Origin of the sequence: Hallella multisaccharivorax DSM 17128 (assembly GCF_000218235.1) — a bacterium.
Classification (GTDB): domain Bacteria; phylum Bacteroidota; class Bacteroidia; order Bacteroidales; family Bacteroidaceae; genus Prevotella; species Prevotella multisaccharivorax.
Map to the genome: position 1 here is coordinate 1,664,376 of NZ_GL945017.1, position 24,418 is coordinate 1,688,793.

At 52.0% G+C, this 24,418-nt stretch carries 17 protein-coding genes and 3 pseudogenes; 1 reads left to right on the forward strand and 19 read right to left on the reverse strand.

The features are described 5' to 3' along the window. The 19 genes and pseudogenes from PREMU_RS07190 to PREMU_RS07280 form a co-directional block, all read right to left on the reverse strand. The coding region (locus tag PREMU_RS07190) for a SpvB/TcaC N-terminal domain-containing protein (RefSeq protein WP_007574224.1) at positions 1 to 5,710 on the reverse strand (5,710 nt) is incomplete at its 3' end. A 36-nt stretch (positions 5,711 to 5,746) separates the two neighbouring features. Next, on the reverse strand, positions 5,747 to 7,306 hold the full coding sequence (locus PREMU_RS07195; RefSeq protein ID WP_007574225.1) for a T9SS type A sorting domain-containing protein: 1,560 nt from the start codon (positions 7,304 to 7,306) through the stop codon (positions 5,747 to 5,749). 17 nt (positions 7,307 to 7,323) lie between these two features. Beyond that, a complete protein-coding gene (locus tag PREMU_RS07200) occupies positions 7,324 to 8,532 on the reverse strand; it encodes a porin family protein (protein WP_007574226.1) in 1,209 nt (402 codons plus the stop codon). 24 nt (positions 8,533 to 8,556) lie between these two features. Beyond that, positions 8,557 to 9,279 (reverse strand): outer membrane beta-barrel protein, encoded by a 723-nt coding sequence (locus PREMU_RS07205; RefSeq protein WP_007574227.1) that lies wholly within the window; start codon positions 9,277 to 9,279, stop codon positions 8,557 to 8,559. A gap of 258 nt (positions 9,280 to 9,537) precedes the next feature. Further along, positions 9,538 to 9,930 (reverse strand): hypothetical protein, encoded by a 393-nt coding sequence (locus PREMU_RS07210; protein WP_007574228.1) that lies wholly within the window; start codon positions 9,928 to 9,930, stop codon positions 9,538 to 9,540. Positions 9,931 to 10,846: 916 nt separating this feature from the next. Continuing rightward, on the reverse strand, positions 10,847 to 11,242 hold the full coding sequence (locus PREMU_RS07215; RefSeq protein WP_040558752.1) for a helix-turn-helix domain-containing protein: 396 nt from the start codon (positions 11,240 to 11,242) through the stop codon (positions 10,847 to 10,849). A 129-nt stretch (positions 11,243 to 11,371) separates the two neighbouring features. Then, positions 11,372 to 12,481 (reverse strand): site-specific integrase, encoded by a 1,110-nt coding sequence (locus tag PREMU_RS07220; protein WP_007574231.1) that lies wholly within the window; start codon positions 12,479 to 12,481, stop codon positions 11,372 to 11,374. A gap of 297 nt (positions 12,482 to 12,778) precedes the next feature. Beyond that, positions 12,779 to 13,546, reverse strand: coding sequence for a helix-turn-helix transcriptional regulator (locus tag PREMU_RS07225; protein WP_223918573.1), 768 nt, complete (start codon positions 13,544 to 13,546; stop codon positions 12,779 to 12,781). 224 nt (positions 13,547 to 13,770) lie between these two features. Then, positions 13,771 to 15,105 (reverse strand): annotated as a pseudogene (locus tag PREMU_RS07230) (TraG/VirB4 family ATPase); the annotation flags it as partial. Between the two features lie 47 nt (positions 15,106 to 15,152). Further along, positions 15,153 to 15,440 (reverse strand): DUF4133 domain-containing protein, encoded by a 288-nt coding sequence (locus PREMU_RS07235; protein ID WP_007574234.1) that lies wholly within the window; start codon positions 15,438 to 15,440, stop codon positions 15,153 to 15,155. A 127-nt stretch (positions 15,441 to 15,567) separates the two neighbouring features. Next, a pseudogene (locus tag PREMU_RS07240) lies at positions 15,568 to 15,681 on the reverse strand (DUF4134 family protein); the annotation flags it as partial. A 100-nt stretch (positions 15,682 to 15,781) separates the two neighbouring features. After that, positions 15,782 to 17,608 (reverse strand): reverse transcriptase domain-containing protein, encoded by a 1,827-nt coding sequence (locus PREMU_RS07245; RefSeq protein WP_007574235.1) that lies wholly within the window; start codon positions 17,606 to 17,608, stop codon positions 15,782 to 15,784. Between the two features lie 564 nt (positions 17,609 to 18,172). Continuing rightward, positions 18,173 to 18,460, reverse strand: a complete 288-nt coding sequence (locus tag PREMU_RS07250; RefSeq protein ID WP_007574236.1) for a DUF4134 family protein — start codon at positions 18,458 to 18,460, stop codon at positions 18,173 to 18,175. A 170-nt stretch (positions 18,461 to 18,630) separates the two neighbouring features. Next, positions 18,631 to 19,638, reverse strand: coding sequence for a hypothetical protein (locus PREMU_RS07255; protein WP_040558123.1), 1,008 nt, complete (start codon positions 19,636 to 19,638; stop codon positions 18,631 to 18,633). Positions 19,639 to 19,641: 3 nt separating this feature from the next. Continuing rightward, the gene (locus PREMU_RS07260; RefSeq protein WP_007574239.1) at positions 19,642 to 19,923 is read right to left on the reverse strand and encodes a DUF3127 domain-containing protein; all 282 of its coding nucleotides are present in this window, start codon (positions 19,921 to 19,923) and stop codon (positions 19,642 to 19,644) included. Positions 19,924 to 20,193: 270 nt separating this feature from the next. Further along, positions 20,194 to 20,373, reverse strand: a pseudogene (locus tag PREMU_RS15970) (DNA-binding protein); the annotation flags it as partial. Positions 20,374 to 20,670: 297 nt separating this feature from the next. Next, the gene (locus tag PREMU_RS07270; RefSeq protein ID WP_007574241.1) at positions 20,671 to 21,252 is read right to left on the reverse strand and encodes a hypothetical protein; all 582 of its coding nucleotides are present in this window, start codon (positions 21,250 to 21,252) and stop codon (positions 20,671 to 20,673) included. Continuing rightward, entirely contained in the window at positions 21,249 to 21,977 is a 729-nt protein-coding gene (locus PREMU_RS07275; RefSeq protein WP_007574242.1) for a ParA family protein, read from the reverse strand. Before PREMU_RS07275 ends, PREMU_RS07270 begins: the two co-directional genes overlap by 4 nt. 363 nt (positions 21,978 to 22,340) lie before the next feature. Then, the gene (locus tag PREMU_RS07280; RefSeq protein WP_007574243.1) at positions 22,341 to 23,555 is read right to left on the reverse strand and encodes a peptidoglycan DD-metalloendopeptidase family protein; all 1,215 of its coding nucleotides are present in this window, start codon (positions 23,553 to 23,555) and stop codon (positions 22,341 to 22,343) included. A gap of 76 nt (positions 23,556 to 23,631) precedes the next feature. Between PREMU_RS07280 and PREMU_RS07285 the strand changes: the two genes are divergently transcribed. After that, on the forward strand, positions 23,632 to 24,399 hold the full coding sequence (locus PREMU_RS07285) for a DUF4099 domain-containing protein (protein WP_007574244.1): 768 nt from the start codon (positions 23,632 to 23,634) through the stop codon (positions 24,397 to 24,399). The last annotated feature ends 19 nt before the right edge of the window (positions 24,400 to 24,418 follow it).

Genomic DNA, 24,418 nt, shown 5'->3' on the forward strand with positions numbered 1-24,418 from the left:
GGAGCGTAATCTCCGTGATCTCGCCGTTGCCGTCCACCTTCGTGCTGCGCTCACGGTAGGTCCTGCCGCCGCTGCTGACAGTGATATGGCTCGGTACGCTGACGATGTGCTTGTCCGTCAGCTTGTGATAATCAATTCTGGCATCGAGCTTCTCACCGGCCGCTGTCTCCTGATAGGTGAGGAGGTTGCCGAAATCATCGTATGTGTTCTCCACCTTCGTGGTCAGGCTGTCGCCGCTTGTCTCGTCGAAGTTCGACTGGACGACCTTGGTCAGGGCCGGGAAGAGCACCTCCATATTGTCGTGGTGGCTGCCGATAGTACCTGCACAAGCGGGCGCATCCTGTACCTTCACCGTCTCATAAGTATAGGAGGCACCTTGCAGCTTCCTGCCGGCCCCGTCATAGAGGCTCTCGTCCGTCACAAGGCCGTGAAGGTAGTAATCCCGATTGTTGGCATAGGTGTCTACAGAATAGCGGTAGATGTCGTGGCTTTCCTTCTCCGTGTCTATCTGCCGTGTCGTTACCTTGCGGAAGCCGTAGAAGTCACGCTCGCGGCGGTCGCGGTAGCCTCCCTCGTAGGTGAACTCGCTGCGCGTACTTGTGGCACCGTTCTCCGTATAGCCGCCGGTGGTCTCCACGCTGGACATCACCCAGCGGCGGCCGGGCATGTCAAAATTCGGCTCTGTCTGCTGGTAGCCAATATGGATATGGCCGCCGAAGGGCAGCGTCACGGTTCTCAGCAGGTTGGTACGCCCTGTGAGGTTGCGGTGGACAACGAGCCGGCTGTCACTGTTGCTGTAGACCAGGTCGGGCAGTCCGTCGCCGTCTATGTCCATCAGCGAGGCTACGGTGCGGTTGACACTCTCACTGTGCGATGCCTGGATGCTCGGAGTGATATTGATCCTGAAACCGAATGGGAGATGGATGGTAAAGGTATAGGCGGTGCTGCCATAATAGGCAACGGAAGATCCTAAATTGTCGGAGACATTGTGATTCTTGTAAAGCTCATCCTCTGCCATGAAGCCGTCACCCGTATTGAGAGTTACCTTCAGGTCGCTGCCGTCGAGGCGCAGCAGGTCGGGCAGACCGTCGCCGTTGACATCCGACAGCATGGTCTGCGTGGAGGTAAGGTCCTCGGTGTCGTTCTGTCCGGCATTGATGCTGAAAAGGCCAAGAACAGGGACGCAGATGCCAAGACCATCACCAAAATTGCTGTTCTTGCTCGACTCGAGCATGGCAAGACCGGATTCTGTCTCAGCCGAATAATTATAGCCAAGGCCATAGCGCACCTTGCCGGAGGTCACCATATCGGGCAGACCGTCTCCGTTGAGGTCCTCCCAGCCCTGAACGGTCTCGGAGGTACCGCTGGAGAAGTTGCCGCTGGCAGCGCAGGAGAACTCGGAAACGATACCTGAATGGCTGGCCCCCTGGCTGTTGGCCTGCATACTGCTCATGATCTCCTTGTCGGTCTTTGCATGGGCAAAGGCTGTCTTGGCCACTGCCATCTGACTGTTGAAATTCTTGAAAGAGTAGTCATCGGGATTGGACGAGAGTCCCACGTCGCCTCCTATGTTGCGGGCCTCTCCCCTGGTGGAAGCGTTCTCCACATCATATTGCAGTTCCTCATTCCCAAGCGTCCCGGTCGGTGTCGTAAGCTGTGCCTGTACCTTTCCGTCATGGTCGCTCAGCCAGTCGGGGTAGCCGTCTCCATTAAGGTCCATGGCAGAGACACGGGTATAGGACTCCTGTTTGCTGTGGCTCTTGTTGATGCCAATGCTGGCCCCCAACGAGAAACCAAGGTTGTAAGTTTTGCCCTTCGACTTCGATTCCGTGAGCAGGACCGGAGCAGGCAGTCCCTCACCGTCCAGGGCATAGTCTACGGTGTCCACCACGATGTCATCCTCACCGAGGCGTGACGGGCGCATGGTGTCAACGGTGATGAACGCGCTGTCGGTGGCACTGACGAAACGGTCAGCCTTGGGCTGATAGGACATCGTAAAGAAGTCCTGCCTGTTGATATCCATGCCATTGGCCTCCACGGCGTTCTCGTCGATGTGCCCGTCATGGTAATAGGCGTTGCTGTCCTGTACTTTCATCTGCTCCTTGGGAATGGCAGCGAACCGCCGGGTGCCGTTCCATGCGAACTCGCCCCAACCCTTGTAGAGCAGGCCAACGTCAAAACGGTTGTAGCTTGAATAGACCGAGGCATTGACGGCCGCTATCTTCACCTGTCCCAAAATGGCCGGCACGGCGAGACCGGCACTGTCCACCGAGTCACGCAGAACCTCCAAAGTGGCCGAGGCTGAGCTCAGCTCGTTCAGCAGGGAGAAGGTCACCTGAACCTTGCCGGCCGTCATCTTACGGGCAAGCTCAGTGCCGTCCTTGATATGGATACTGGCCACGGACAACTGGTTATTGCTGCCCAAGGAAAGCTCCTTCCTGTAGAGCAGGGAACCCTTGTCGTCCTTGATGGTCAGATGTACGGTAGCTGGAGCTGTGTCTTTGTCCGATGTGCGGCTGACGGTAAGGTGGGGCATGAGCGTGAGGCCCTTTCCCAGATGAGATTCGCTGGCCGAAAGCCTTGCGCTGACAACGGTGTCAGGGGCAAGGACGATATTCTTGTTGAACATCATGCGCTGGGGAGCCAGCACATATTTCGTGGTGTCGGTGTAGAACGCCGGTGACCAGTCAACCTGCTGCCAGTCGATCGGGCTGCCGGTCTTGATCATGAAGTCGACATTGGCGGCCTCTCCGGCAACAGCCGTTATCGCACCGGCGAAAGTGCCCGAGGCGACAACGGTGTCGGCCTTCAGCGTCAGGCTGTCGAGCACGGTCTGGTTGCCATCCTTGTCGGTCTTGATGACAGCTAATGTCACGTCATCGGAGGTCTTTTGCTTGCTGAAGGTTCCGTCGAAGCGGTTCGTCCTGCCCTCGGCGACGGCTGCCGTGGAGTACTCGCCATGGATATAATCCTTGCTGCTCTGATAGTGTGTAAGGTCAGCCCCGGCATACCTGTCGGCCTTCATCGAGGTATAGGTAATGGCCGGATCCCACTCCACCTCGTCTCCCACGCCGGAGTAGCGTGCGCCGACCCTGAACGTGATGTAGTCGCCCTGACTGACGCTGCGGGTAAGGACCGGCACATCGACCGCGCCGGACTGCAGCAGCGTGTCCTGCCAGACAATATCACTGTTAAACTGCATGCTCAGGCTGACGCCGTCGCCGGTGTCCGAGCGTTTGCTCACACGGCTCGTCACTTGTATGGTACCTGCGTAGGGCGCTCTCCATACCCTGACGACATCATGCAGGGGATATTCCTGCTCCAACGAGTCGCGGATGGCCTTATAATCGGGGACAAAGGCCTTGACTATGGACGGCTGGGCAGCGGAGAGGATCTGGTTCTTTGTGTTGGCACTGGACGGCAGGAACCTGACTGTCTTCCCGTCGCTGTGGTTGAAGTATACCGTACCGTTGCAGGCTATGTCTATCAGGCCGTCACTGTTGAAGTCCTGGAAATAGACTTTCGTCTTGCTCTGGTCGGTTGTCTTGTCGACAGCATAGCCGGCACTGCCGGGGCCGAAGCCCGTGGCGACATTGGCATTAAGGGAGTGACTTGTCACCGTGCCCTGGGAGAAGCTGGATATGCCTTCTATGTCTCTTTGCTCCCCGAAAGCGGGATGACCGAGGTCATGGTTCTGGTTCAGGCGATAGTGCAAGCCGTGCCGGTCCTTCCATACCTTGTCGGGCATGCCGTCGCCATTGATGTCCACAAGGGCCACTCGGCCCTCATTGCTTGACTTGGTATGACTGTAGGAAGCTCCTGCATTGACAGACGCCGGTCCCCAACCGGCTCCGACCATGACACCACCGCCTACGGTATTGCCCTTGGCGGAACCACCGCCCAACAGGGACAGCGTCGGCGTGAAATTGCCAACCACGGACTTGACGAGCCTGCCATAGTTCTCCTGCTCTGCCGTATAGACGACAGCGTCTTTGGAGAACAGGTTGGAAGGGCCTGTCACATCCTGGTAGTAATTGAACTTGTGCTTGTCGACCGTATCGTTCTTCGAGTCAAGTTCGGTGATACCCGCCAGCATGGTCTTGCCGAAGACACCGGAAGTGTAGTTCATGAGGTAAGCACGAAGCTGCCTGCCGTTGTTCTTGACAGTGACACGTTTCAGTAGGGCTTTGTCGGTCTGCAGAATGCCTAAGCGGCCGCTCTTTACAACGTCTTTTCGGAAAGAACCGGTGGAGTCCACGTCAAACTCAATGCTGTAAAGTCCCTCCTCAGAGCCGTAGCCGGTATAGGTGTACTTCGTTGGATAGAGGTTGTTGCCAGTCTTCGTGTAATGGAAGGCGGCGAAGTTGCCGTGTACGTCGGTGACGCGCTGAAGGACCCACTTGATGCGGTTGCCCTTGGCGTCGGTCAGCGTCGTCTCATCGCTCACCTGACCATTATAGCCGCCATAGTAGTAGGTGGTCCCGTCCTTGGCGGTTACCTCCCAGTAGTAATCCTTCGGACTGTTTCCCCGGCGGACAATCTTGCTGAAGCTGCCCTCCACCATCGGGTGGAACGTCTTGTCGGCCTGTCTTGCAAGCGAGTCCGTCCTGCGGTAGAGACGGTCGCTGAGCTGCTGTCCCATGAGGAGGTAGCTCTCGCTCTCATACTTCTCATCGAAGCGCGGCACGCCCCAGCGGGTCTCTATGTCGATGCTCTGCAGTGGCATACTCCAGCCATAGCCGACGAAGCTGCTGCCGCCGTCGCTGCTGTACTGCAGTCCTGCACCGGCACTGATGTCATTGCGTCCCGCCGGTGTCTCAAAAGGATAGGATAGGCTTGCCGTTCCATTCTGATTGGCAGTCGGTGCCTCTATCTGCCGGATGCCTGCGGCGGGGTCGGCGGCTTTCAGCTCGCTGATGCCCGTGGGGACATAGTTCTGTGTCTCCGGACTCTCCGGGACCTTGATGATGCCGTTGATGACATCGGTGAAATGGGAGGTCTCCGCCATCGCCACCTCACGCCGGGTGTCGATGCCCTTTGACTGGAGCATCGTCCATCGCTGGTGCTGTCCGTCATAATAATAGGTATGAATATCATCAGCCGTATAACCCTTCGGGATGAGGGTGCTGTCGTAGGGTACGCTGATGCTGGCCAGATGATGGACGAAATGGTTGCCATGAGGGAGAAAACGATAGCCGGAAACGGTATCTGTACGCGCCATCAGCGTATCACATCCGCCCGTGACGTTCACCATGCCCGTGGGTAGTTCAGGCAGTTCTCCTCTTCTGAGTGGGGTGATGCTGAGAACCTTGCCGTATGCCATGGCTTCACGAGGCACGGCAAGCTGGGCACGTCCCACACAGAGCGTGTCGCTGTCGGCGTTGGAGAAGAACTTGCTCACGGTACGTCTGCTAAGGTCAGCAAGAATGCCGTTGGATAATCTCCGGACTTTGTGTGTGGCTGTACACGCACTTCGGCTTGTGATTATGCGACTGGCCGGCTTCTTGGAAGAAGTACTGTCAACGGCATGCTTTTCCTGCCCGGCCTTGTCCGTGGCGCGAGAATGGATGGGATCTTCTGACGCATTCGCAGATACCGCCTCGACTGCCGTCCTGTTCTCAGAACGGCTCCCCTGCCTGTTGCAGGATGTCAGGGCGAGACCTGATAACAATATCAGTGAGAGGAAAAGGGTATGCGTTGAATGCTTCATCGTTTGCTCTGTCTTGTTGACAATTCCAGTGGCTGTTTATTTTCTTATCAGTTTTACGGTTCTCTCTTGCTTCCCGCTGCGAAGGGTCAGGAGATAGACACCCGGTGAGGGCAGGTAGACCTTCGTGGCGAAATAGGTGTCAGGGGCGTAGAAGCGTGTGCTGACCGTGGCGCCGCCGGTGGTATAGAGCGTCATATCCAATGGGGCGGCCTCGCCAAGCTCCACCTGCACATCGGCATATCCGTCCGTCGTAGGTACTGGGCTTATCCGTACATGGGAGAAGATACCACCATCATGATCTGTCGTGCCATCAAAAGGTATCTCCGTAATGCCTGTCGTGGAGATTTGAAACTCATTCTCGGCGACATTGCCCATACGGTCGGTGGTGGACAACAGATATTTGCCTTCTGCCAGTCCTTCGGCGCTTTGGAGACTGTCGCCGGTAGTGCGGTCGAAGATGGAAGCACGCTCGCAGCGGAGTGTCATTCTGTAGGGCGGTATGCCACCAGTCACTCTGACATCGAGGCTTCCGGTACTTCCGTTCTTCTCGCCGGGCTGTCGGACCTCAATGGTGGTGAACATATCCTTGGCAGCTCGGAGGGTGAACACGTCTTTTCTTCCGGGCTTGATATTCTGGAACACGATGCTGTCACCGGATATCTTTTCTACCTTGTAATATTGTAATGTCTTGACGGAAAATTGACCGGTACCTGTCGGATCTACGGCAAGATAATAGCTCTCACCATCGGAAAGGGGCTGTATCTGGCGGAGCTGACGGCTGTCTGCCACAAGGTCTACCTCTGTTCCGGTCATGTTGGTGGCAGATGTGCTCCACCTCCTGCCAAGCCATTTACCGTATGCCTTGCTCGTAGCGAAGGCAAGCCTGCCGTTGTCATCACCCCACAGCAGACTCTGACCGTCGTCAAGACCCTTTCTTGTATATACCGTAAGGAAGGCTCCGTCCTCACAGCTCCTGCCCTTACCGATATGAAGGGCTGACAGTGAGTCGGTGATGATGCCGGCGATACGGTGACCATAGACCTTATTGGCATAGGCGTTCCAGATAACCGCACCACGGGAGTTCAGATAGCTGCTGCGGAGGGATATACCATATTTCAAGGCAAGACAGCTCTCCACACGCTGCCGCTCCACATCGGATAGCTGGCGGTTATAGACGACATACTCTTCTGTACAGCCGTCAAGGTTTCTCACTGGCAGTTTGGCATTGGGAGTACGGCCTATAAGCAGCGTCTGGCCGTTGCCGTTGCCTAAAGATGTGGTATAGCTGTACAAGCGCATCTCGGGAAGGGAGTCCTTGACGTAGTTCATGAAAGTGCCGTGACCGAGGTCTGCCGCACGATTCGTTGTCTGTATGCGTGTGGTATTCTTTTCGCTGCCTAAGCTCCAGATTGTCTGCTCCTCTGGCCCAAGGACACGACTGACACCTACGTATGTAAGGCCTGTTCCTGGTGCAATCCGTACCGATGCGGTGTCACGGGTCCATATCTCCGGCTTTCCCACACCTCCCGGTGTCTGGGCGGCGGATGATAGCGCAAGGGCGAGAAGGACGGCTGTTATGAGGTATCTCTGTTTCATGAAGTGACGCTTTAAGGTTATTCTTTCTTGTTCAGCGGCAGGCTGTAGCCAATGGTGAAACTGACATACTGCACGTTATTCTTACGCTCCTGATAGCTGTAGTCATTGGGGCGTGTGCGGAGCAGGTCATTAAGACCGAAGCCATACTCGATACCGGCCTCCAGCCCGCTTCTCGGGTCTGCAAATCCGATCTTGACAGAGGGCATGAAAAGTACGCGGGCTTTGAGCGACTCCCTGAGATGGTCCTGCGTGCGCTCTGCTTGCTGGCGGTACACCTGTCCGTTACGGTCATTGCTGAAATCAATATGGCGGCTGCCAAAGGGAACGGCTGCACTGATGCCTGCACCCATATAGAATTTCGGGAATGCGTAGAAGCGGAACATGAGCTGCGGAGCAAGGAAATCATAGTGGAACTTTGTTGTCTCCGTGACATCCTGCGGTAGCTTATGCTCGGTAATCTTGCTGGAGAGCCTTGTATAGTCCACCCCCAGCTCCGCACCGAGGCGGCGGTATTGCCAGGTGCCGAAGATGCCTATACGGGGGACGATGCCGCCTTTCTCCTCCATCGTGAACGTCGGACGCACGTTGTAGCTCTCAACAATGCTTCCCAGTCCCGTGATCTTGGAATATCCAGTCCCGGCCCTGAGACCAAGGCGGAACAGGTGCCTGTGACAGAAGCTGTGCCGCGGGCCTGTCGGGGAACCTGTAGCTTCGGTGCTGGATGTCGTTGTCTCCGTATTTTGGAGATGTCTTTCTTCCTGCTTCTGTGCTGGCTGGCAGTCGGACTCGGCATTCCGGTTGTCCGCATGACCTGTGTCGTTACCAGCGGATGAGGAGACGGATGAAGATGAGGTTGTTGGAAGGGATGTTGATGTATTGATTCCTTCTGAGACGGCGGACTTTGTCCTGTAGTGTGCCCTCGTGTGAGAAATATGGGGTCCCCAGCTTGCTACCTCGTCCGTATGGGGCTCTCCTTTTCTTCTCACCTTGCTGGATATGGCATCCTTATCATATATACGCTTGCCGACCTCTTGCTGTGGGGAGCCGACAGCCTTGCGTGTGGAAGCTATTGGGGTGCCTGTGCCGGAACGCACGGTTTGACGCCGTGCGGGAGGTTCTTCCTCCGGACTGTCCTGCGTACATCGCTCTATGCCGAAAGCTACTGCCACGACGATGAGGACTCCTGTCAGGATATACCGATTGCGTCTGTTGTCTCTGTGTTCCATAATGTCTGGGATTGTGGAGGATGACTACAAATCGAAAAGGTAGCTGACGCTTAGCTCGACAGTGTGGCTGTGAGTGGACTTCTCCACCCAGTTGTAGTCGTTGCGTTCCGTTTTGATGGTGGAGGTGACACCGTAGAAATACCGAAGGTCTATTCCCCAGTGCCTTCCAATCTCATAGCCGAAGCCGCCTCCGATGGCCACATCTGGCTTGCCGGTCAGTTTCTCCTTCATCAGACGCTCTGTCTCTGCAACCGTAGCGAATTGGTAACGGGAAAACTTCTCCTCTTCCTGATTGCTGTCATAGGAAATGCCCTTGCCATTGAGGTTGGCTCCGGCCCTGCCGCCAACGGCGATGTTGAAGCCTTTTCTCCATGGATAGACTTTGAAGAGGGCGGTGAGACCAAGGTGGTTGTAGCGGGGTGTCACCTCGTAGTGCAACCCCTCCTTGTCATCATAGACCAGTTGGGAGGCCTTCTGCCAGTAGCTGATACCTCCTTCAATACCTATAATGGACTCTGGAGCGTGGTATTGTACGAAGATACCTGCCGTCGGTACTACCTGCCATTTGTCCTTGAAAGTGTAGTTGGAATAGTAATCCTCCGGAACGAGAATCTTGTCCATGCCCGGGTTGACAGACATTCCGCCACCCAAGCGAATGCCTAACTGGAAGGAAGATTCCTGTGCTGAAAGGTCACCTCCTAACAGAATTAGTCCTGAGAATATGACTGCCTTTAATAAATGGTCCATATTTAGCGGCTATTACTTTTTTGCAAAAGTATATAAAATAGGATAAATAAAACGATATTTTTATGGTTTTAACATAAATAAATAGCAAATCTATGGAAATATCTGTAAGAACGTGTAAATTTGGAATATTTTCTGTATAAAACACTATATTTTGAAATTAAAAATACTCTCTCAAGATTATGGCCTCGCTTAAGACCATATGGTGCTGCACAGAACGTAATTACATGGATATGGGCGTTGATGGAGATATGAAACGGATTACATTTGTTCTATATTGCCGTGGATGGCATCCAACTCAGCCTTGATACCTCTGATTACTTTCACTGCAGCCTGAGCCTCCGGCATGATGACCTTATGGAAGTAGTTCTTGCTAAGCTTGTCATCAATGGCCAGCTCATTGGCACGGTGCATGACTTGGTTGAAGTTGCCGCCGAGCCACGAGAGTTGTTGCTGATACTTGTTGTAGAAGGTGAGCAGCGTCGTCATTGCTTCTATTCTCCCTCTTGTTCGTTTGTCGTCGAAACGGGTGACAGCATCACGAATCATGGCACTCGTATTGTCGCCGTAGCTTTGTGCTTTCTTCTGGAAGAGCTGCAGCTCTTCATCGTTGAGTCTGACTTTGCAGACATTGTTCCTGTTGGTATCGTTCATCTGTTGAAGTTGTTAAAGTTGGTAGTTATTGGAGATTGGAATTCACATTGGGCAGTCTTTGAGTTCATGGCCTCTTCATATTTCAAGAGATAATCCGGGAGTTGCTACCGAGATTTCATCCCCAGCTCCGCTGGCAAGTGACTTTTATGGTCATACGACGGCGAATGCCTCGTGTAGCCACAAAAGTACAACTTGCTATTCCCAATTGACTGCCGTAGCGGTATGTTTTGCGATATATATGGCATAATGTCTGTTTAAGGTGCTAAATGAGGTATTTCCCGTAGTTGTGGAGCGATCGTGATTAGTCGCAGACTCAGTATTTTACTGGCTCAGACTATGCGATTGATTACTTTTATCACGTGATAACCGTGATAAGTATGATAACCTTTATCACGTGATAACCGTGATAAGTATGATAACATTTATCATGTGATAACCATGATAAGTATGATAATCTTAATCATGTGATAACCATGATAAGTATGATAACCTTTATCAATTGACCCAGATAAACTCTAACTCAAAGATGGGGAAAGATAGATCAGATAGAATCTATCTGCGGATTGCTCAGCTATATCAGATAGAATCTATCCGCGGATTGCTCTGATAGATCAGATAGAATCTATCCGCGGATTGCTCTGATTGATCAGATTGAATCTATCCACAGATTGCTCTGATTGATGAGATAGAATCTATCCACAGATTGCTCTGATTGCTCAGATTGATTTTATCTTTCCCCAACCGTTGCGGATTCTCGAACATAAAACAATATATTTGCTCAAGCAAGTTGTTTGCCCAAGTGAGATATTTGCGAGTGCAATATGCTTGCTCAAGCAATATGTTTGCGCATGTAATATTCTTGCTCAGGCAATATGCTTGCAAGAGTAATATATTGACATAATGCTTTGCCACAACGTCAGGACATCAAGGGTTTTGGTTTTCGTTTGACTTCCGCTTGCAGGGCTTTGAGATGCCTTTCGGCCTTGCGTTCGTCAATGTTAGCCGCGGCATCGTCCGGATAGTGGGTGTCGCTGCATCCTCCGTCGGTAATCCACTTCATCAGTTCGTCCTGGAAAAAATAGAGCTTGTTGCCACGCTTGTGGAACGGTATCTTCCGCTTGGAGGTCATTTCGTAGATGGTCGACGGACTCTTGCCGAGTAGTTTGCTGGCCTCCGTCATGCCGATAGGTGTGTGCTTGGCTGCAGCGCACGTGCCGCTGGCGATGGACGACAACAGGGCGATGATCGTGTCGCACTTCTCATGGAGGGATGCCAGAGATTCCGGCATCCCGTCAAAGGTAAATGTTCTCATGGTAGTAGTTGGTTGTGGGGTAGGTGTTTGGTTTTCCATAGTATCAAAATGTCAGTAGGTTATGATGATGTTTTTCTATTCTAAAAGTATGTGAGTATGTGAGCATGTAATAGTATGACAATGTGAGTCTCATTTCAATGAGATTTTTTTTGTTGCGTCACGCTTGAGCGAGCTGACTACGTCGGTATAGACTTGTGTCGTTGACACGTCGCTGTGGGTGAGCAGCTTCGAGATGGTGTATATGTCGGTGCCTGCTGCCAATTGCAATGTGGCAAATGTGTGGCGGAAGCAGTGGAAGGTGATGTGCTTTGTGATGCCTGCCGTCTTGAGCCATTTCTTCAGATGATAGGCTACGATGCCCGTGGTGAAGTCCTTGAACACCTGACCGTCCTTCCGTTCTCCGCACAGCTCTACGGCCTCGTCGCTGATGGGAAGGAAGCTCTCCTTCCGGGTCTTCTTCGTGCGGAAGTGGAGCATCCAACCGCCATCGGGCGAAGGCTCGATGTTGTCCCATTTCAGTCGGATGATGTCGCTGACACGTAGTCCCGTGAGCACTGAGAACAATGCCGCGCGTCTGAGCACCTCACTCTTGCAGGGTGTGGCCGACAGACGCTTCACCTCGTCAAGGGTCAGAAACTCCCTCGGCGTACTGTCGTTCTCTGCTTTTTCCAACTTCGTGGCGACATTCTCCTTGAGCTTGCCGTCCCCGAAGGCAATACGAAGCACCGCCTTCAACTTGCACAGACAATTGTTGGCCGACGATGCCATCATCAGTTTGCCGTTGCGGGCGCACTTCTCCGACATGAGGTAGCTGAGGAACTTCTGGCAGTATTCCACGGTGATGTCGTCGAAGCAGCAGCTGCCGCCACAATAGTTCCTGAAGTGCTCAAATGCCGTCCGCCAGTTGTGCCCGTACTCATTCTTCTCCATCTGCTTCTCGAAATAGTCGAGGAAGCTCTCACGACCCTTGGACCGGTCGAGAAAACCGAACTGTTCGTTGATCACCGACTCCGTGCGGTGGCACTTGATGAGTTCCGCCTTCTTCATCATCGAGCGGTTGTACTCCTGCTGGAACCGCTCCACAGGATTGGCATAGATGTATATGCCCAGATACTCACGCCGTGTCATCCGACCCGTCCGGGGATGGCGGATGGCAGGGTAATAGTCAAGGTAGAGTGAGACCTTGCCCTTTGCCAGCTTCCGCTGGCGCACTGTCACTTTTGTACAAAGGTTTGTCATAGTTATACTTATTTTTTCGTTTCAAATTAACTGACTAAATTTCCACTATCGCTCTGCCGGGAGCAGCTAAATCTTTTACAAAGATTTTGCAAACGAGCGCAATGAAAGCTTGCTTTCACATTGCCGAGTGCAGCTAAATCTTCTACAAAGTTACGACCGATTACGTCTTGCAACAACTGTTTGCAGTCGTTTGGTCTTGTTGATGCCTTATTTTCCATGTTTTACCCGTACATTTGCCGTTTTTTCGAAACGGACGGACTCGGATTTGGTCAATAGCACATACCCGTTTCTGACGGCTCATGTCGCTCCCTCGCGCTTTTCCTTGGTCGACGGGCTCTTGTCCTCAGCCTTTCTGCGCTCCGCTTCCCAGTCCTCCTTCAAGTAATAGAGCCGGTTGCCGTTGGCCTTCTTCGTCCTCACATGGTGGGTGTTGGCGAACCGCCTGACCTGTGTCTTTCCCAATCCATAGATGCGCATGAGCTCTCCGCAGGTGTACCAATGCTCATTCAGTGTCCTGCCCAAACGCTCACGTTCCTCACTGACGGCCTTGTCGACAGCCTCCTTCGGATAGCATGTAGTGCCGAAAGCGTGGATGGACGGAATCTGATACCGCATCCTAAGCGTATAAAGACGACCGTAACTGTAGTCGAACTTCGCGCAAATCTCCGCCATCGTATAATGTGTGTCGTGGGTGACACCGACGGGGGCGCGGTCTTTGGCAGCCCGTTTGGACACTCTGCGAGTCTTGGCACCCTCATTCGCCTTTCCCTTGCTGTCCTTTCCCTTACAGTCATGCCATTTGTCTTTTGAGAAGATCGACTGTGAGAGCGCCTCACCAAGTGCCGCCTCTATCATGCTGAGAATCTCCTTCCGTGCGACGACCGTCACGCGTTCCGAGAGTTTGACCGGGTGTAGCTTTCCACGACTGACCATCGTGTAGTAAGTCCTCAGGCTGATGCCGAGCATCTCCGCCACCTGCCGCGGGCGGTAGAACTCCTGTCGAGAGCCCACGCCGGCAACGCTGCCGCCCGTAGTGTTAAGTTGTGTTTCGTTTTTCTTTCCCATAGTGCTTGTCCTTGTGAATTTATCCGTTTTCCGCTTTGCCCGGCAATTAATGTGCAGTGGCGTCGCAATATCTGCCTTATGGTGCAACATCTTATGCCGCGGCACTTCATTGTCAAGTTCCAAATGTGGTACAAAATTAATTAAAACGGATGGAACCCACAATAGCCATTTGGGAAGACTGCAAATGCTTGTTAACTGATAATCAACCGATTACTTGCGACCGTTTGCAGCCGTTTGCCAACATTAATGTTCATGTGGAAGGACTTGCCGCTTCCGCTGGGCCCGATGCAGAAAAAATTGGCGTTGTCGGTCATCTTCACGCTGCCTTCCTTGCCGGTGATGTCGATGCATACGGGCAGGCCCTGACGGTCGGTGTACCAGGTCTTGAGAGGTGTGTTCTCGGAGTGTTTGAGGTGCTCCTTGAAGAAGAGGCAGAGGGCTGCGTTGTTGAGCGTCAGGAAAAGGTCGTAGTCGGGGTTGAACGAGTAGGCATTGCCGGGGAAGGAGTCCATGAAGAGCTCCAGTTGGTTGTAGGCACTCTTGCTGGCGAAGATGCCGCACTCGTAGAGCTTGGTCTCGATGAAGCTTGTAACGGGGGTCAGCTTCTCGGCCTTGCAGCTGACCAGCAGGTTGAAGTTGGTGTAGACGAGCAGCTTGCTGTCCTGGGCAAGGAGGTTCAGCACGGCTTCGATGTCGGCCTTGGCGATCTTGTTGCTGGGGTCGGGCATGGAGCCGTGGCGCTTGGCCTTACCTTGAAGCTTGCGGAGGAGCTTTCTTTGCTGAGGAATTTGTATGACCTGGTTGTAGATGACGCAGTCAGTATCGGGTATCTCGCTAAGAAAAGCCAGCAGGTCGGTGGCGATGACGTAGCCGTTGACGGCGACGGACTGGTAGGGCCTGATGAGCGATGGCAGGTCTATCTCGTCCACGTCGATGATGTCGAAGGATTTTACGACCTTGTCGCCCATCCTCAGGCAGTCGTCACCGGCCTTGAAGCTCTGCATCGAGAATGGACCGGCCTTGAAGTGGAACGCCATGAAGCGGTGGAGGTACTCGTTGACCTCGTCCTTCGTGAGCTTGCGGTGCCAGACGCCGCGCTCCTTGAGGATGTCCATGACCTTGCTGACCTTCGTGTGGAAGTCGATCCAGGACTTTGGGTCGTACTTCACGAAGGCGGACTTCACCGCCTCCTGGGTGATGATGAGGTAGGTGCGGATCTCTGTGTATGGGCGGCCGTTGAAGTAACGGAAGTAGCTGCGCGTGAGGAACTCCATGTCATCGGTGATGGCATGGTGGTAGCTCTGACGGCAGAGGATGTCCTGTTTCTGAAGGGCGTAGCCTTCGCCGAGGGTCTGGACGATGTTGTTCAGCACGTCGGTGTAGGCGACGTACTGCACGGCATCGGTGGCATACTGCTGCACGGGGTTCTCGATCTCGATGATGACGGACGGATTGCCGTTCTTCGAGAAGAGAACCGTGTTCATCAGCTTGCCATCGGCATCCTTGATGTCCTGGAGCTGGGCGAAGAGACCGTCAAGCGGCTTGTTCTTGGTACTCATGGGTGTATTATCTTTCTTTTTAGGTCTTTATCGAATGTTGTTTTGGGCTAATGCTCATACATTTTACAGTAGTAGAAGTTGCCGCGGTGCCGTTTCTTGCTGTGCAGTCCGCTGCGCTGCTTCACGTAGATGGAGATGATTCCCACGGCTATGAGGACGACCATGATGATGAAGCCTACGAGCTTGCCGAAGAGGATGGACGAGAGCAGAAAACCGAGGAAGCTGATGCCGATGGCGGCAGCGGCATAGGTCAGGAACCTGCCGCGGATACCCATGAACTCCAATGGTTTCTGGAGTCCCTTGAAGACCGGGATGCCGTTGAAATTGATGTCCATTAGGCTGATATTTTGTTTAGAATTATGTTTACGTTATATATAGTTCTTAAGGTGGATTTTCAGAGTTGAAAGGTGTCCGAGCCGACTCTTTACTTCGGTCGGACACCTTGTAATCAGTAGCGTGTAATCACTTGAAGAACAAAGGCAAAGCCTCGCTCATTGCAAGGAATGCTATACAGCCGCCAATCGTGAGCATGATGGCCTTCTTCACGTCCTGATCTCCGTTCTGTAGGCTCGAAAAGGCAACGCCCATTTCCGCCTTACGGCGGTGGGTCTTCGCCCATCTGCCCCCGAACCGTACGTACATGTTTCCACGTATACGGCTCTCTTGACTAACAGCTCTATTTGAGTCCTTGCTGAATCAGTGAAAAGCACTCTGGACACACCACAAGAGTCTTCCTATGGATTGCCATCATGATTTTCTCTGACTCCTTATCACCTTTTAGGTGATTTAGATTGCGAACTTCATGGACGATTAATCCATCAACGTGCTCTTTTCCGCAAAGTTCACACACCCCCGACCGAAGTCTTTCAGGTATGCTTGGGAACGGGATAGAAATCCGATGTGGAAGAATGTCCACTTTATGGTTAATATCAGCGTTCCTGCGCTTAAAGCCTCCATTATAGAGCATTCTGAACTTCTCTTTACCCTTCTTGTCCTTGTAGGGAATAACAAAGTCTTTGTCCTTGCGGAACTTCTTCTTTACCTGCATGGATGAAAGATTAAGTTTCTGTCCAAGAGTCTTATATAGACTCCACTCCATAATGTAGCCAAAAGTAGAGCACACAGAAGAAGTGTTATACGCAATGGAGAAATAGTTGTAGAATCCTCTGATTTCACTGTTGTATTGTGCGAGAATCTTGTCGGGCTCAAGTGCTATGAGCTTCCCACGAGACTTTGAACGCCACACATCTTTCCCTCGGATTTTCTCAATTTTGAGAGCCTCCAGGACAGATAGTTTCTTTCTCGCAGTCTCAATGTTCACTGTCAGCACAACAGAACCATTAAAGACTCTACTACGGATTCCATTCTTGTTTCTCTTCACTGAGTTGGATTTTCTTACAGAGATTTCATATCCGAGAAACTTGGCTTTATCCTGCGCATTGGTGATGAGCGTCTTCTCGTCTGATAGTTCAAGATGCATTTTATCGCTCATAAACTTGGCGATGTCCGCTTTCATCTTTTCGCAGTCGGCCTTGCTGCCTATGACTCCGACAAGGAAGTCATCAGCATATCTCACATATTGCAATCTTCTGTAATTTTCATCCATTGGCTCCGTGGGTGACATGCTGAGCTTTTGCTTGCGCATACTTTGATACTCTCGTATCATTTCCGCACGCTCATTACGGTCTTCCGCAGAGTTAATCTTCTTCTTCAGATTGCACATCCAAGTATTCAAGCAGTAGTACTTGTTGTTTCTCTTTCGTCCATCCCCCTTGGTAAACTTATCAGCGTATTCCGCCATATACTTGTCGAACTGATCGAGGTAGATATTAGCCAATATCGGGCTAATAATACCCCCTTGAGGAGTTCCCGAGTATGTATTATGGAATACCCAGTCCTCTGCATAACCCGCATTCAGGAATTTTCTAATCAGTCTTAGGAAGCGCTCGTCTGCTATTCTCTTTCGGAGAATGGCTATCAGAACGTCATGGTCTATGTTATCGAAGAATCCTTTAATATCGCCTTCAATAAACCACTTTGCTCCCGAAAACTGCTTCTGAATCTGAGCAAGTGCAGTATGGCAGCTGCGATTAGGTCTGAAACCATGGGAAGTCCACTCAAAGTATCCTTCATGGATGGCTTCAAGAATCATCTTCACTACCTGTTGCACCAGCTTGTCACTGAAAGCAGGGATACCCAACGGGCGCTTCTTACCGTTTTTCTTCGGTATGTACACTCGCCTTGCAGGGAATGGCTGATATGTCTCGCCTCGGAGACTTTTGATGAGAGTGTCAATCTGTTCAAGGGTGAACCCTTCGGCAGTTTTATTATCAGTGCCTGCCGTCATATTGCCTGGTTTGGCGTATATGATTTGATAGGCAACTTCAAAGAACTTTCTGTTGAACAGATTTCGGTACAGCCGCTCGAACTTGTAGTCCGAATCTGAGCTGTGTTCGCTTAGAGCTTTTAATACGCTCTCTGGATTTCTTAATGAATCACTCATTTTCCTTTAAATCGTATTAAGTGTTAGTACTCATCTCCCCTTCGCCATGTACAAGGCTTTCCCTTGCTCGGACTACTATGGGAGCTCCGTTGTCATATCGGATATTCATGGGCCCACCCCAATAGCCTTTCGGCGTTCCGACTTAGACAATCTCCGTTTAGCAATATGCCAACTTGGCACGACAGATTGTCGGATACGACTTTCATCTCCTTCCGCTTATTGCGGCTGCGGTGTGACACGTTCTTGGACAAAACCTCAAATGCAGGGAGGCTGCCTGTCACTACTATGGCGATTCTAACTACCTTCCGCCATAACCACTTCGATTGTCGCGAGATTATCGTTCAGTCAGTGTAGACTTTATCCTCGTATCTGTCTTTCTCCCTTGCGCCTCAGTCGTGACATCGTAATTAGTCAACTTAGCGCTTTTCGAAAACTTGCATACAAACGCAGTCTTTTCTCTCTTTTATACCGACGTGCTATGTTCCCTTCCGGGGTTTCCCCCTCGGGTAAATCGGTCGGGAGTAGGTCATCGAACTCTGACCTAACCTCTTGCCAAAGAGGTATTTAGCATATTACCAATACGGACGCACGCATTTTGAAATAAATGGAGAACGCGCCGACCAGTGCGATGACGGCAGCAATGGCCTTCATCAGGTTGCTCACAGGGGTCTGGTAGCTCGATACCTCGGTGATGGCTTTCGTGAATCCGCCGGCTCCTTTGCTCTGGGCGAAGGTCATGACGGCACAGAAAAGGAACATTCCGAGGAAGGCGGCTACACGCTTCACGGGGATTCTCTTGCATGCGCTCATGCAGGAGTTCATGATGGTTTTGGTTGAAATGGTTTGTAACATAAGTTTGTTAAGGTTTTTCTTCGTTACAATTTAAAGACCACATGAAAATGGAAGATGGGTGAGTGCCACTCACGCGGCCGTCTGATCCCCTTGCCTCACGGCGCAGCCCTCTTCCGAAAGCTGTCTTATAAATTTTACAATGAAAAACAATCTATCAATGCTAGAGAATGCTAAATATTGAATTGTGGCGGAGCCTCACGGTTCGACCGTTCTGATTTTTCTATTGCTTGGCGTTCGTCCTCATCTGGGACGCGTTCCGATTCTTTCTTTACCCATAAACTGTTGATTTGTCTGAGTGCCATTTGAGCATCGTCAAGGGAGACATGTTTGGCCTCCTTGCTGACTTGTTCGGCAGTCTGGGTTCCTTGCAACTTTGTGTGCTGCTTGGTGTCATCAATCTGAACTTTCAGAATGTCAAAGAATGCGTCGCTGTGGAACTCCGGTTGCTTCGGGGGCTTGGGAGGCTTGGAAAGTTTTGACTTCTTTGCAGTTGATGAATTTACAGAATTTTCTTTTTGTGTATGTGACTCTGACGGAGTTTTCTCTTTTGAAGGCTCTTTGCCTACGGCATCCGACACATCAGGGGAAACAGTATGCTCAGGACCTATGAAGAGGACATTTAGCTCTTTAGACTCAACGCCATCAGTGGGTCTTTCCTTCTGTTCCGCAGTCTTATGACCAGATGCGGATGAACTATCGTCCTTTGAAGCGGTCATCTCATCGGTCAACATCTCACCACGTCTGAGCTTGACAAGCTCATTAATGCGTTTTTGTGTTTCTGCGTCGGTTGGACGTGGACCAAAGTCTTCTGAGGTCTTACCTTCGGACTTAGCATCGTCTGACCCGAATGGAGTCGCTGAGGGAGGAGGTGGTGCTGATTGCTCTCCATCGTCTTTTCCACCGGACTCTCCATCGGCAATGGGATGTGCTGTGACAATCTCTTCCGGTGTATGAGATGAGGTACTCTTAGCGGTGGCAGACTGTTGGCTTGGCTCGTCCTTGTACACGGAGATGGGCTTGAACTGCCCCGCCTCGTCGGAGATGTTGATCTCTACGTCCTTGGGCTTGGGCATGAACTCTGCGGGATCCTTCTTGATGAAGAGGTCGTGGATGATCATGCCCGTGTAACCCAAGACATAGAGCACCAACACAATTATTACTATACTGGTGAATGCCATAAGCTACTCTGCAAAAGGTTGGGACTCGTCGCGCTCGATGCCGGTGACACTGTTCTTGCCGAACACCTTGTCTCCGACTTCCTGGACTTTGGGGACGTAGCTCACCGTCAGCTGCTCGCCCTCGGTGACGGCATACTCGTCTATCTCCTTTTGGCCGAAGACTTCAAGGAGAATATCCCCGTCATCGGTCTTGAGTACAAACTGCTGGGCGGCCCATGTGCTGCCCTTCTTGGACGTGCCTGTCCTCACGGGCAGGACTTTCTTGATCGTTCCTGTGATTTTCATGGTTGGTAGTCTGATTATATGTCTGGATTAGTTGATGGTCTGTCCATTTACCGACACGGCCGGAGATGCTGAATTTCTCTCCGTTTCCTCCGTACACGCTGTCGGCAATGGCAAAAAGGTGAATCCGAGTGCTCTGCCGTTGGACTCCTTGATGGGGTGGCGGCGTAGACCGGGATAATAGTAGAAGGTATGGCCGTCGGTTCCGATGATGTAACCGAGGCGCTTCAGCGAACCACGAAGGCGGATCTTCTGATGGTTGCTCACTACCTTTATATTCGTTTTCTGGTCGAGACCGAAGATGATGCGGCGGCGCTCCTTTTGGATGAGTTCCTTACGGCGGCGACTGCGGATTTCACGGAGCTGCTTTTGCGTGCGCTCCAGTCCGAGCTCACGGGCGATGATCCGGATGGTTTCTCTGTGCAGACCTGTTCGCTCTGCCATTTCCTGGTAGCTGAGGTTTGGGTATTCGATCAGGACAAAGGAGCGAGCGTCGCTGTTGCGCCCAGACGGGGAGATCTTTCTCAGTCCGAGCCGACGTGCGTGGCTGCTCACAGTGCTGCACGTGCAGCCGATATGTGAGGCTATGTCGTGGAGACAGTCGGTATGGAAACGTTCCTTGAGTATGTCATCGTGGTCTGGTGTCCACAAGGTTCTTTTGGTGGTTGTATGGATTGCTGTATGCATAGTGTTCAGTTCGTTTTTTAGTTCGTGGTTACTTGTTGATTGTATTTTCTCACTTTGGCTGTCCTATTCAAACAGTCCGCTGCGGTGGGTGACGAGCCGTCGGAGCTCCTCCTTGTTGGCATCGATGAATGACCTCGCAAGGGCGGTGAAGATAGCCGAGAGACGGTGACCGCCATAGACGACCTCGAAGGTGGCGTGGACATCGTCGGGAACGAAGATCCAATACCGGCGACCCGTCTCACCAGCATAGGAGAAGGATTCTATCTGAGACTGAATGTCGTCCTTGGAAGGAGATGGATTTTTGGCGGAGGGCTGCTTATCTCCCTTGGGCTTTTTGGCAGCGTTTTCTCCTATCTCTCTTATGGTCTTGGAGGGTAGGGGCTTGGCTTTCTCCTTGTGAGAGGGAACTTTCTTCTTTGCCATGGGTTCATCTTCTGTCTTGGCAATGGGATTAGTTTCCTCATCCAGCTTTTCGGCGGGTTCCTTGACTTGCTCTTCCTTGACCGGCGGTGGCTCCTCCGTCCTTATCTCTTTCCCCTGCTTGTCACTCTGCCACATGTAGGCTGGCTCGCTCTCACCGTTGACTTTCCGGAGAAGATCGTGGATATCCCCGAAAACCATGGGTCGAGAAGTGCCGTCAGTCATACGGATTTATCATTATAGACGCAGTCGTAGAGCGTGTCGAAGCATTTGTCGACAATCTCATGTTGCTTGTCGGTGAGGATGAGCGTGCTGTAGCGCTGGATCTCGGCGCAGTTGGGTATCTTCGGCAATACGGTGCCCAACTTTGCGAAGTAGTCGAGGAACGTCTGCTGCTCGGTCAGCTCGGCCTTGCGGCCCCAGTTCTTGTTGAACTGATTGGGCACGAAATAGAAATCTGGCAGTTTGTTACCACCGTTCTCCTTGGCGACCATGGCGCACATTTCAATAAAGGAGGTGGTGGAATTGATGCTGGTCTTTTCCAACTGAATGGGGACGATGACGGCATCAGCCTCGAAGACAAGTGGAAGTAGGCCTTGAAGGGTAAGGCTGCCCGGTGTGTCGATGATAAAGTCAAAGTCCTCGTTGCGCATGGCGCGGATAAGGTTTAAGGTCTCCCGCTCACTGCTGAGCTGGGTACAGGGTACGACCTGATAGAGGGGCTGGAGCTGTGGCCAGCGCTCACGGTCCTGCTCATGCTTCTTGACGATGCTTCGCTGAGGGTCACCGTCGAGCATGACGAGACGGCAGTGGTGTTTGAGGACAAGCTGGTCGGCGAGCAGTACACTGATGGTGGTCTTGCCGCATCCGCCTTTTTGGTTGGCGGCTACGATAATCTTGTTGCGCTTCTTCGGGGTGGTCTTCCCGATGTTGAAAAATGGTATGTTCATAAGGTTGGTTATAGGTAACTCGTGTCATGGAGTTTGGGTCACCGCTGTTATGTCCGCCTCGTGGCGGCATAAGATAGTTCCGTGTGACGGTAAAAGACGCGCTCCTTTTCTTCAGGCCGGTATTCCAGGGGAGCTTGGCCCTGCAATGGTTAGTAAACCTTGCGTTGTGATTTTCTGTTGCAAAAATAGTGACTATTCCGCATAATGGCAACAGTAGCCTACTGTAAAGTGCTGATAGAACGGCAAATTTGATGAAAAAAGTCGATTTTCCTCAAAAAAGCCCCGACTTGTGGAATCGGTTTGGGTAATAGCAATGTCTCAGCGGGCTTATTGACTGCAAACACATCTCTCTTTGAGTGATGATTACAGCTGGCTGACGATCTCACGGACCCTTCTGACGTAGTCCTTCGAGGTCGAGTAGCCGATACGCTTCAGGAAGGCATAGTAGTTCTCGTTGTCGCGGTGCTTGTACTGCACCTTGCTCTTGTAGGCGATGACGCTCTCTTCCCAATGGTCAAAAACGTAGTAGCCGTTCGAGTGCCGGAGTCCGAAGAGGTTGTTGTTCTCGTTGCAGACGCGGGAGCGGAAACGGCCGGTTTCGAGGATGGCCTGGGCAAGGACGATCTTCGGGTATTTGATGCCGTGCTTCTTCAGCGCGGCATAGAGGTTTTCTATGGTTAACTCGTTTGGCTTTGCTTTCTCTTTATTATATATAGGTGAGCCCTTACAGCTGATTTCCGCCAGTCGGTCGTTGAAGGACTCCACTTGTCGGTTAAGGGCTTGGATGAACGGCATGGGATCGACGCTTGTCCAACTTTTGTTTGCTGACAGTCGTTGAAGTTGTATGTGGAGATGCGGACCGGTGGAGCGGCCGGTGGAGCCGACAAGTCCGACGACAGCCCCTGCCGGTACTTCGCTGCCTTCCCTGGCATATATCTCACTGAGGTGACCATAGAGGCAGCGGAGGCTCCCGTGGTCTAGGATGACATAGTTGCCGTAGCCGGTGTCGCCGTGGTGCACGGCGGCCACCCTGCCCGGGAGCATGCTATAGACCAAACCGTTTCCGCATCTTAGATCGATGCCGTCATGGAACCGCTGGCACTTGGTAAAGGGATCCTGGCGGTAGCCGTAGTGTGAGGTAATAGTAATGTAATCCAATGGCATACAGATGTTTAGGCGCTTTTCAAGGATACTCAAAAGCAGGCTGTCAGAGGTGCTGAGGAAGGATAAAACGAGTGGCTTTACAACTTTTTGAGTAGATTTCCCCAAACTTTTTTCGCCTTTTTCCAGCACTTTTCCTTGAGCGTTGTTGGAGGTTGGCGGTTTGTTTCCTAACTTTGCGGTCAGAAACGAAGGCAAAGGCAGACCGAATACGGATTTTTTCTTGTTCTCGGTCTCAGTCTCGACCTTGGACGTTGGCTTTGTTTCGTGGAGTACGTCACGGACGTAGGGGTCCGTGGAAATGGATAACGTGTCGGCAGCCGGACCGACTTTCTCAACAGTGTAAAACTGTGCCGGTGATTCCAATACATTCATCGAGAACATAAGGACCACAGCGCACATCAGTGTGTGTTTCATGGTAGTAGTGTGTTAAGTTTGATATGTTTTCACCACAAAATTAGTATAAACCAACTGAATAACCAAACCATCAACTATGAAAACAGAACCAGTACCATTCGACAAATTTGCCAAAATCGGCATCTATCCCAAGGATCTCATGCGCATGCCGAAGGACTTGCGCGACTCTATCTTGAGCGGTGAGCTCTCGCCGCTCATGCGTCTCAACGTGCCCGTGGACGACAACTCGGCGGTGTCCATCCCCATGAAAATCCAGCTCGTTCACGACAAGGACGGACAGCTGCAACTGCTTACGTATCAAATACATCGTGAGCTTGACAATAACTTGAAGCTGAATGACACAGAGCTGGAGCGTGTGCGCAAGGGAGATGTCATACAGAAGGAGTTCAAGGAGGGTGACAACCGCAAGATGCGTTACGTGCAGTTGGACAAGGAGTCCAACGCGCTGATGTACCGTGATGTGGCGACTGTTAATTTTGAGGAAAAACTTCGGGAAGTGGACAGAATCAAGGACATCGGACTCGGAATTGGGCAAAAGGAAGCGCTCGCCTCAGGCAAGCCGGTGGAGCTTGAAGTCGGTGACCAGAAGGTAACCGTGGGCGTGGACCTCCGTGAGCCGGTAGGCTTCAAGGTCATGCAAGGCGACTTAGAAGAATGGAAAAAACAGCAGGCCATCCGTTATGACGACGCGCACGAGGGCTACATGGGTTACGTGCAGACCGACGAGAACCGGTGGGAGTACAAGCAGGTGGTGGACAGGCTGCGCCACGAGGAGAGCATCCGGCTGACCGAGAGGGAAAAGGCAGACAGGAAAGAGGACAAGAAGAGAGGGTTGTCACTTTAGTTCTTAGTTCATTTCCTTA

Coding starts and splice junctions, on each gene's coding strand:
- PREMU_RS07195 (WP_007574225.1), bottom strand. CDS start 7,306: ATGAAACAGAGATACCTCATAACAGCCGTCCTTCTCGCCCTTGCGCTA.
- PREMU_RS07200 (WP_007574226.1), bottom strand. CDS start 8,532: ATGGAACACAGAGACAACAGACGCAATCGGTATATCCTGACAGGAGTC.
- PREMU_RS07205 (WP_007574227.1), bottom strand. CDS start 9,279: ATGGACCATTTATTAAAGGCAGTCATATTCTCAGGACTAATTCTGTTA.
- PREMU_RS07210 (WP_007574228.1), bottom strand. CDS start 9,930: ATGAACGATACCAACAGGAACAATGTCTGCAAAGTCAGACTCAACGAT.
- PREMU_RS07215 (WP_040558752.1), bottom strand. CDS start 11,242: ATGAGAACATTTACCTTTGACGGGATGCCGGAATCTCTGGCATCCCTC.
- PREMU_RS07220 (WP_007574231.1), bottom strand. CDS start 12,481: ATGACAAACCTTTGTACAAAAGTGACAGTGCGCCAGCGGAAGCTGGCA.
- PREMU_RS07225 (WP_223918573.1), bottom strand. CDS start 13,546: ATGGGAAAGAAAAACGAAACACAACTTAACACTACGGGCGGCAGCGTT.
- PREMU_RS07235 (WP_007574234.1), bottom strand. CDS start 15,440: ATGGACATCAATTTCAACGGCATCCCGGTCTTCAAGGGACTCCAGAAA.
- PREMU_RS07245 (WP_007574235.1), bottom strand. CDS start 17,608: ATGAGTGATTCATTAAGAAATCCAGAGAGCGTATTAAAAGCTCTAAGC.
- PREMU_RS07250 (WP_007574236.1), bottom strand. CDS start 18,460: ATGTTACAAACCATTTCAACCAAAACCATCATGAACTCCTGCATGAGC.
- PREMU_RS07255 (WP_040558123.1), bottom strand. CDS start 19,638: ATGGCATTCACCAGTATAGTAATAATTGTGTTGGTGCTCTATGTCTTG.
- PREMU_RS07260 (WP_007574239.1), bottom strand. CDS start 19,923: ATGAAAATCACAGGAACGATCAAGAAAGTCCTGCCCGTGAGGACAGGC.
- PREMU_RS07270 (WP_007574241.1), bottom strand. CDS start 21,252: ATGACTGACGGCACTTCTCGACCCATGGTTTTCGGGGATATCCACGAT.
- PREMU_RS07275 (WP_007574242.1), bottom strand. CDS start 21,977: ATGAACATACCATTTTTCAACATCGGGAAGACCACCCCGAAGAAGCGC.
- PREMU_RS07280 (WP_007574243.1), bottom strand. CDS start 23,555: ATGAAACACACACTGATGTGCGCTGTGGTCCTTATGTTCTCGATGAAT.
- PREMU_RS07285 (WP_007574244.1), top strand. CDS start 23,632: ATGAAAACAGAACCAGTACCATTCGACAAATTTGCCAAAATCGGCATC.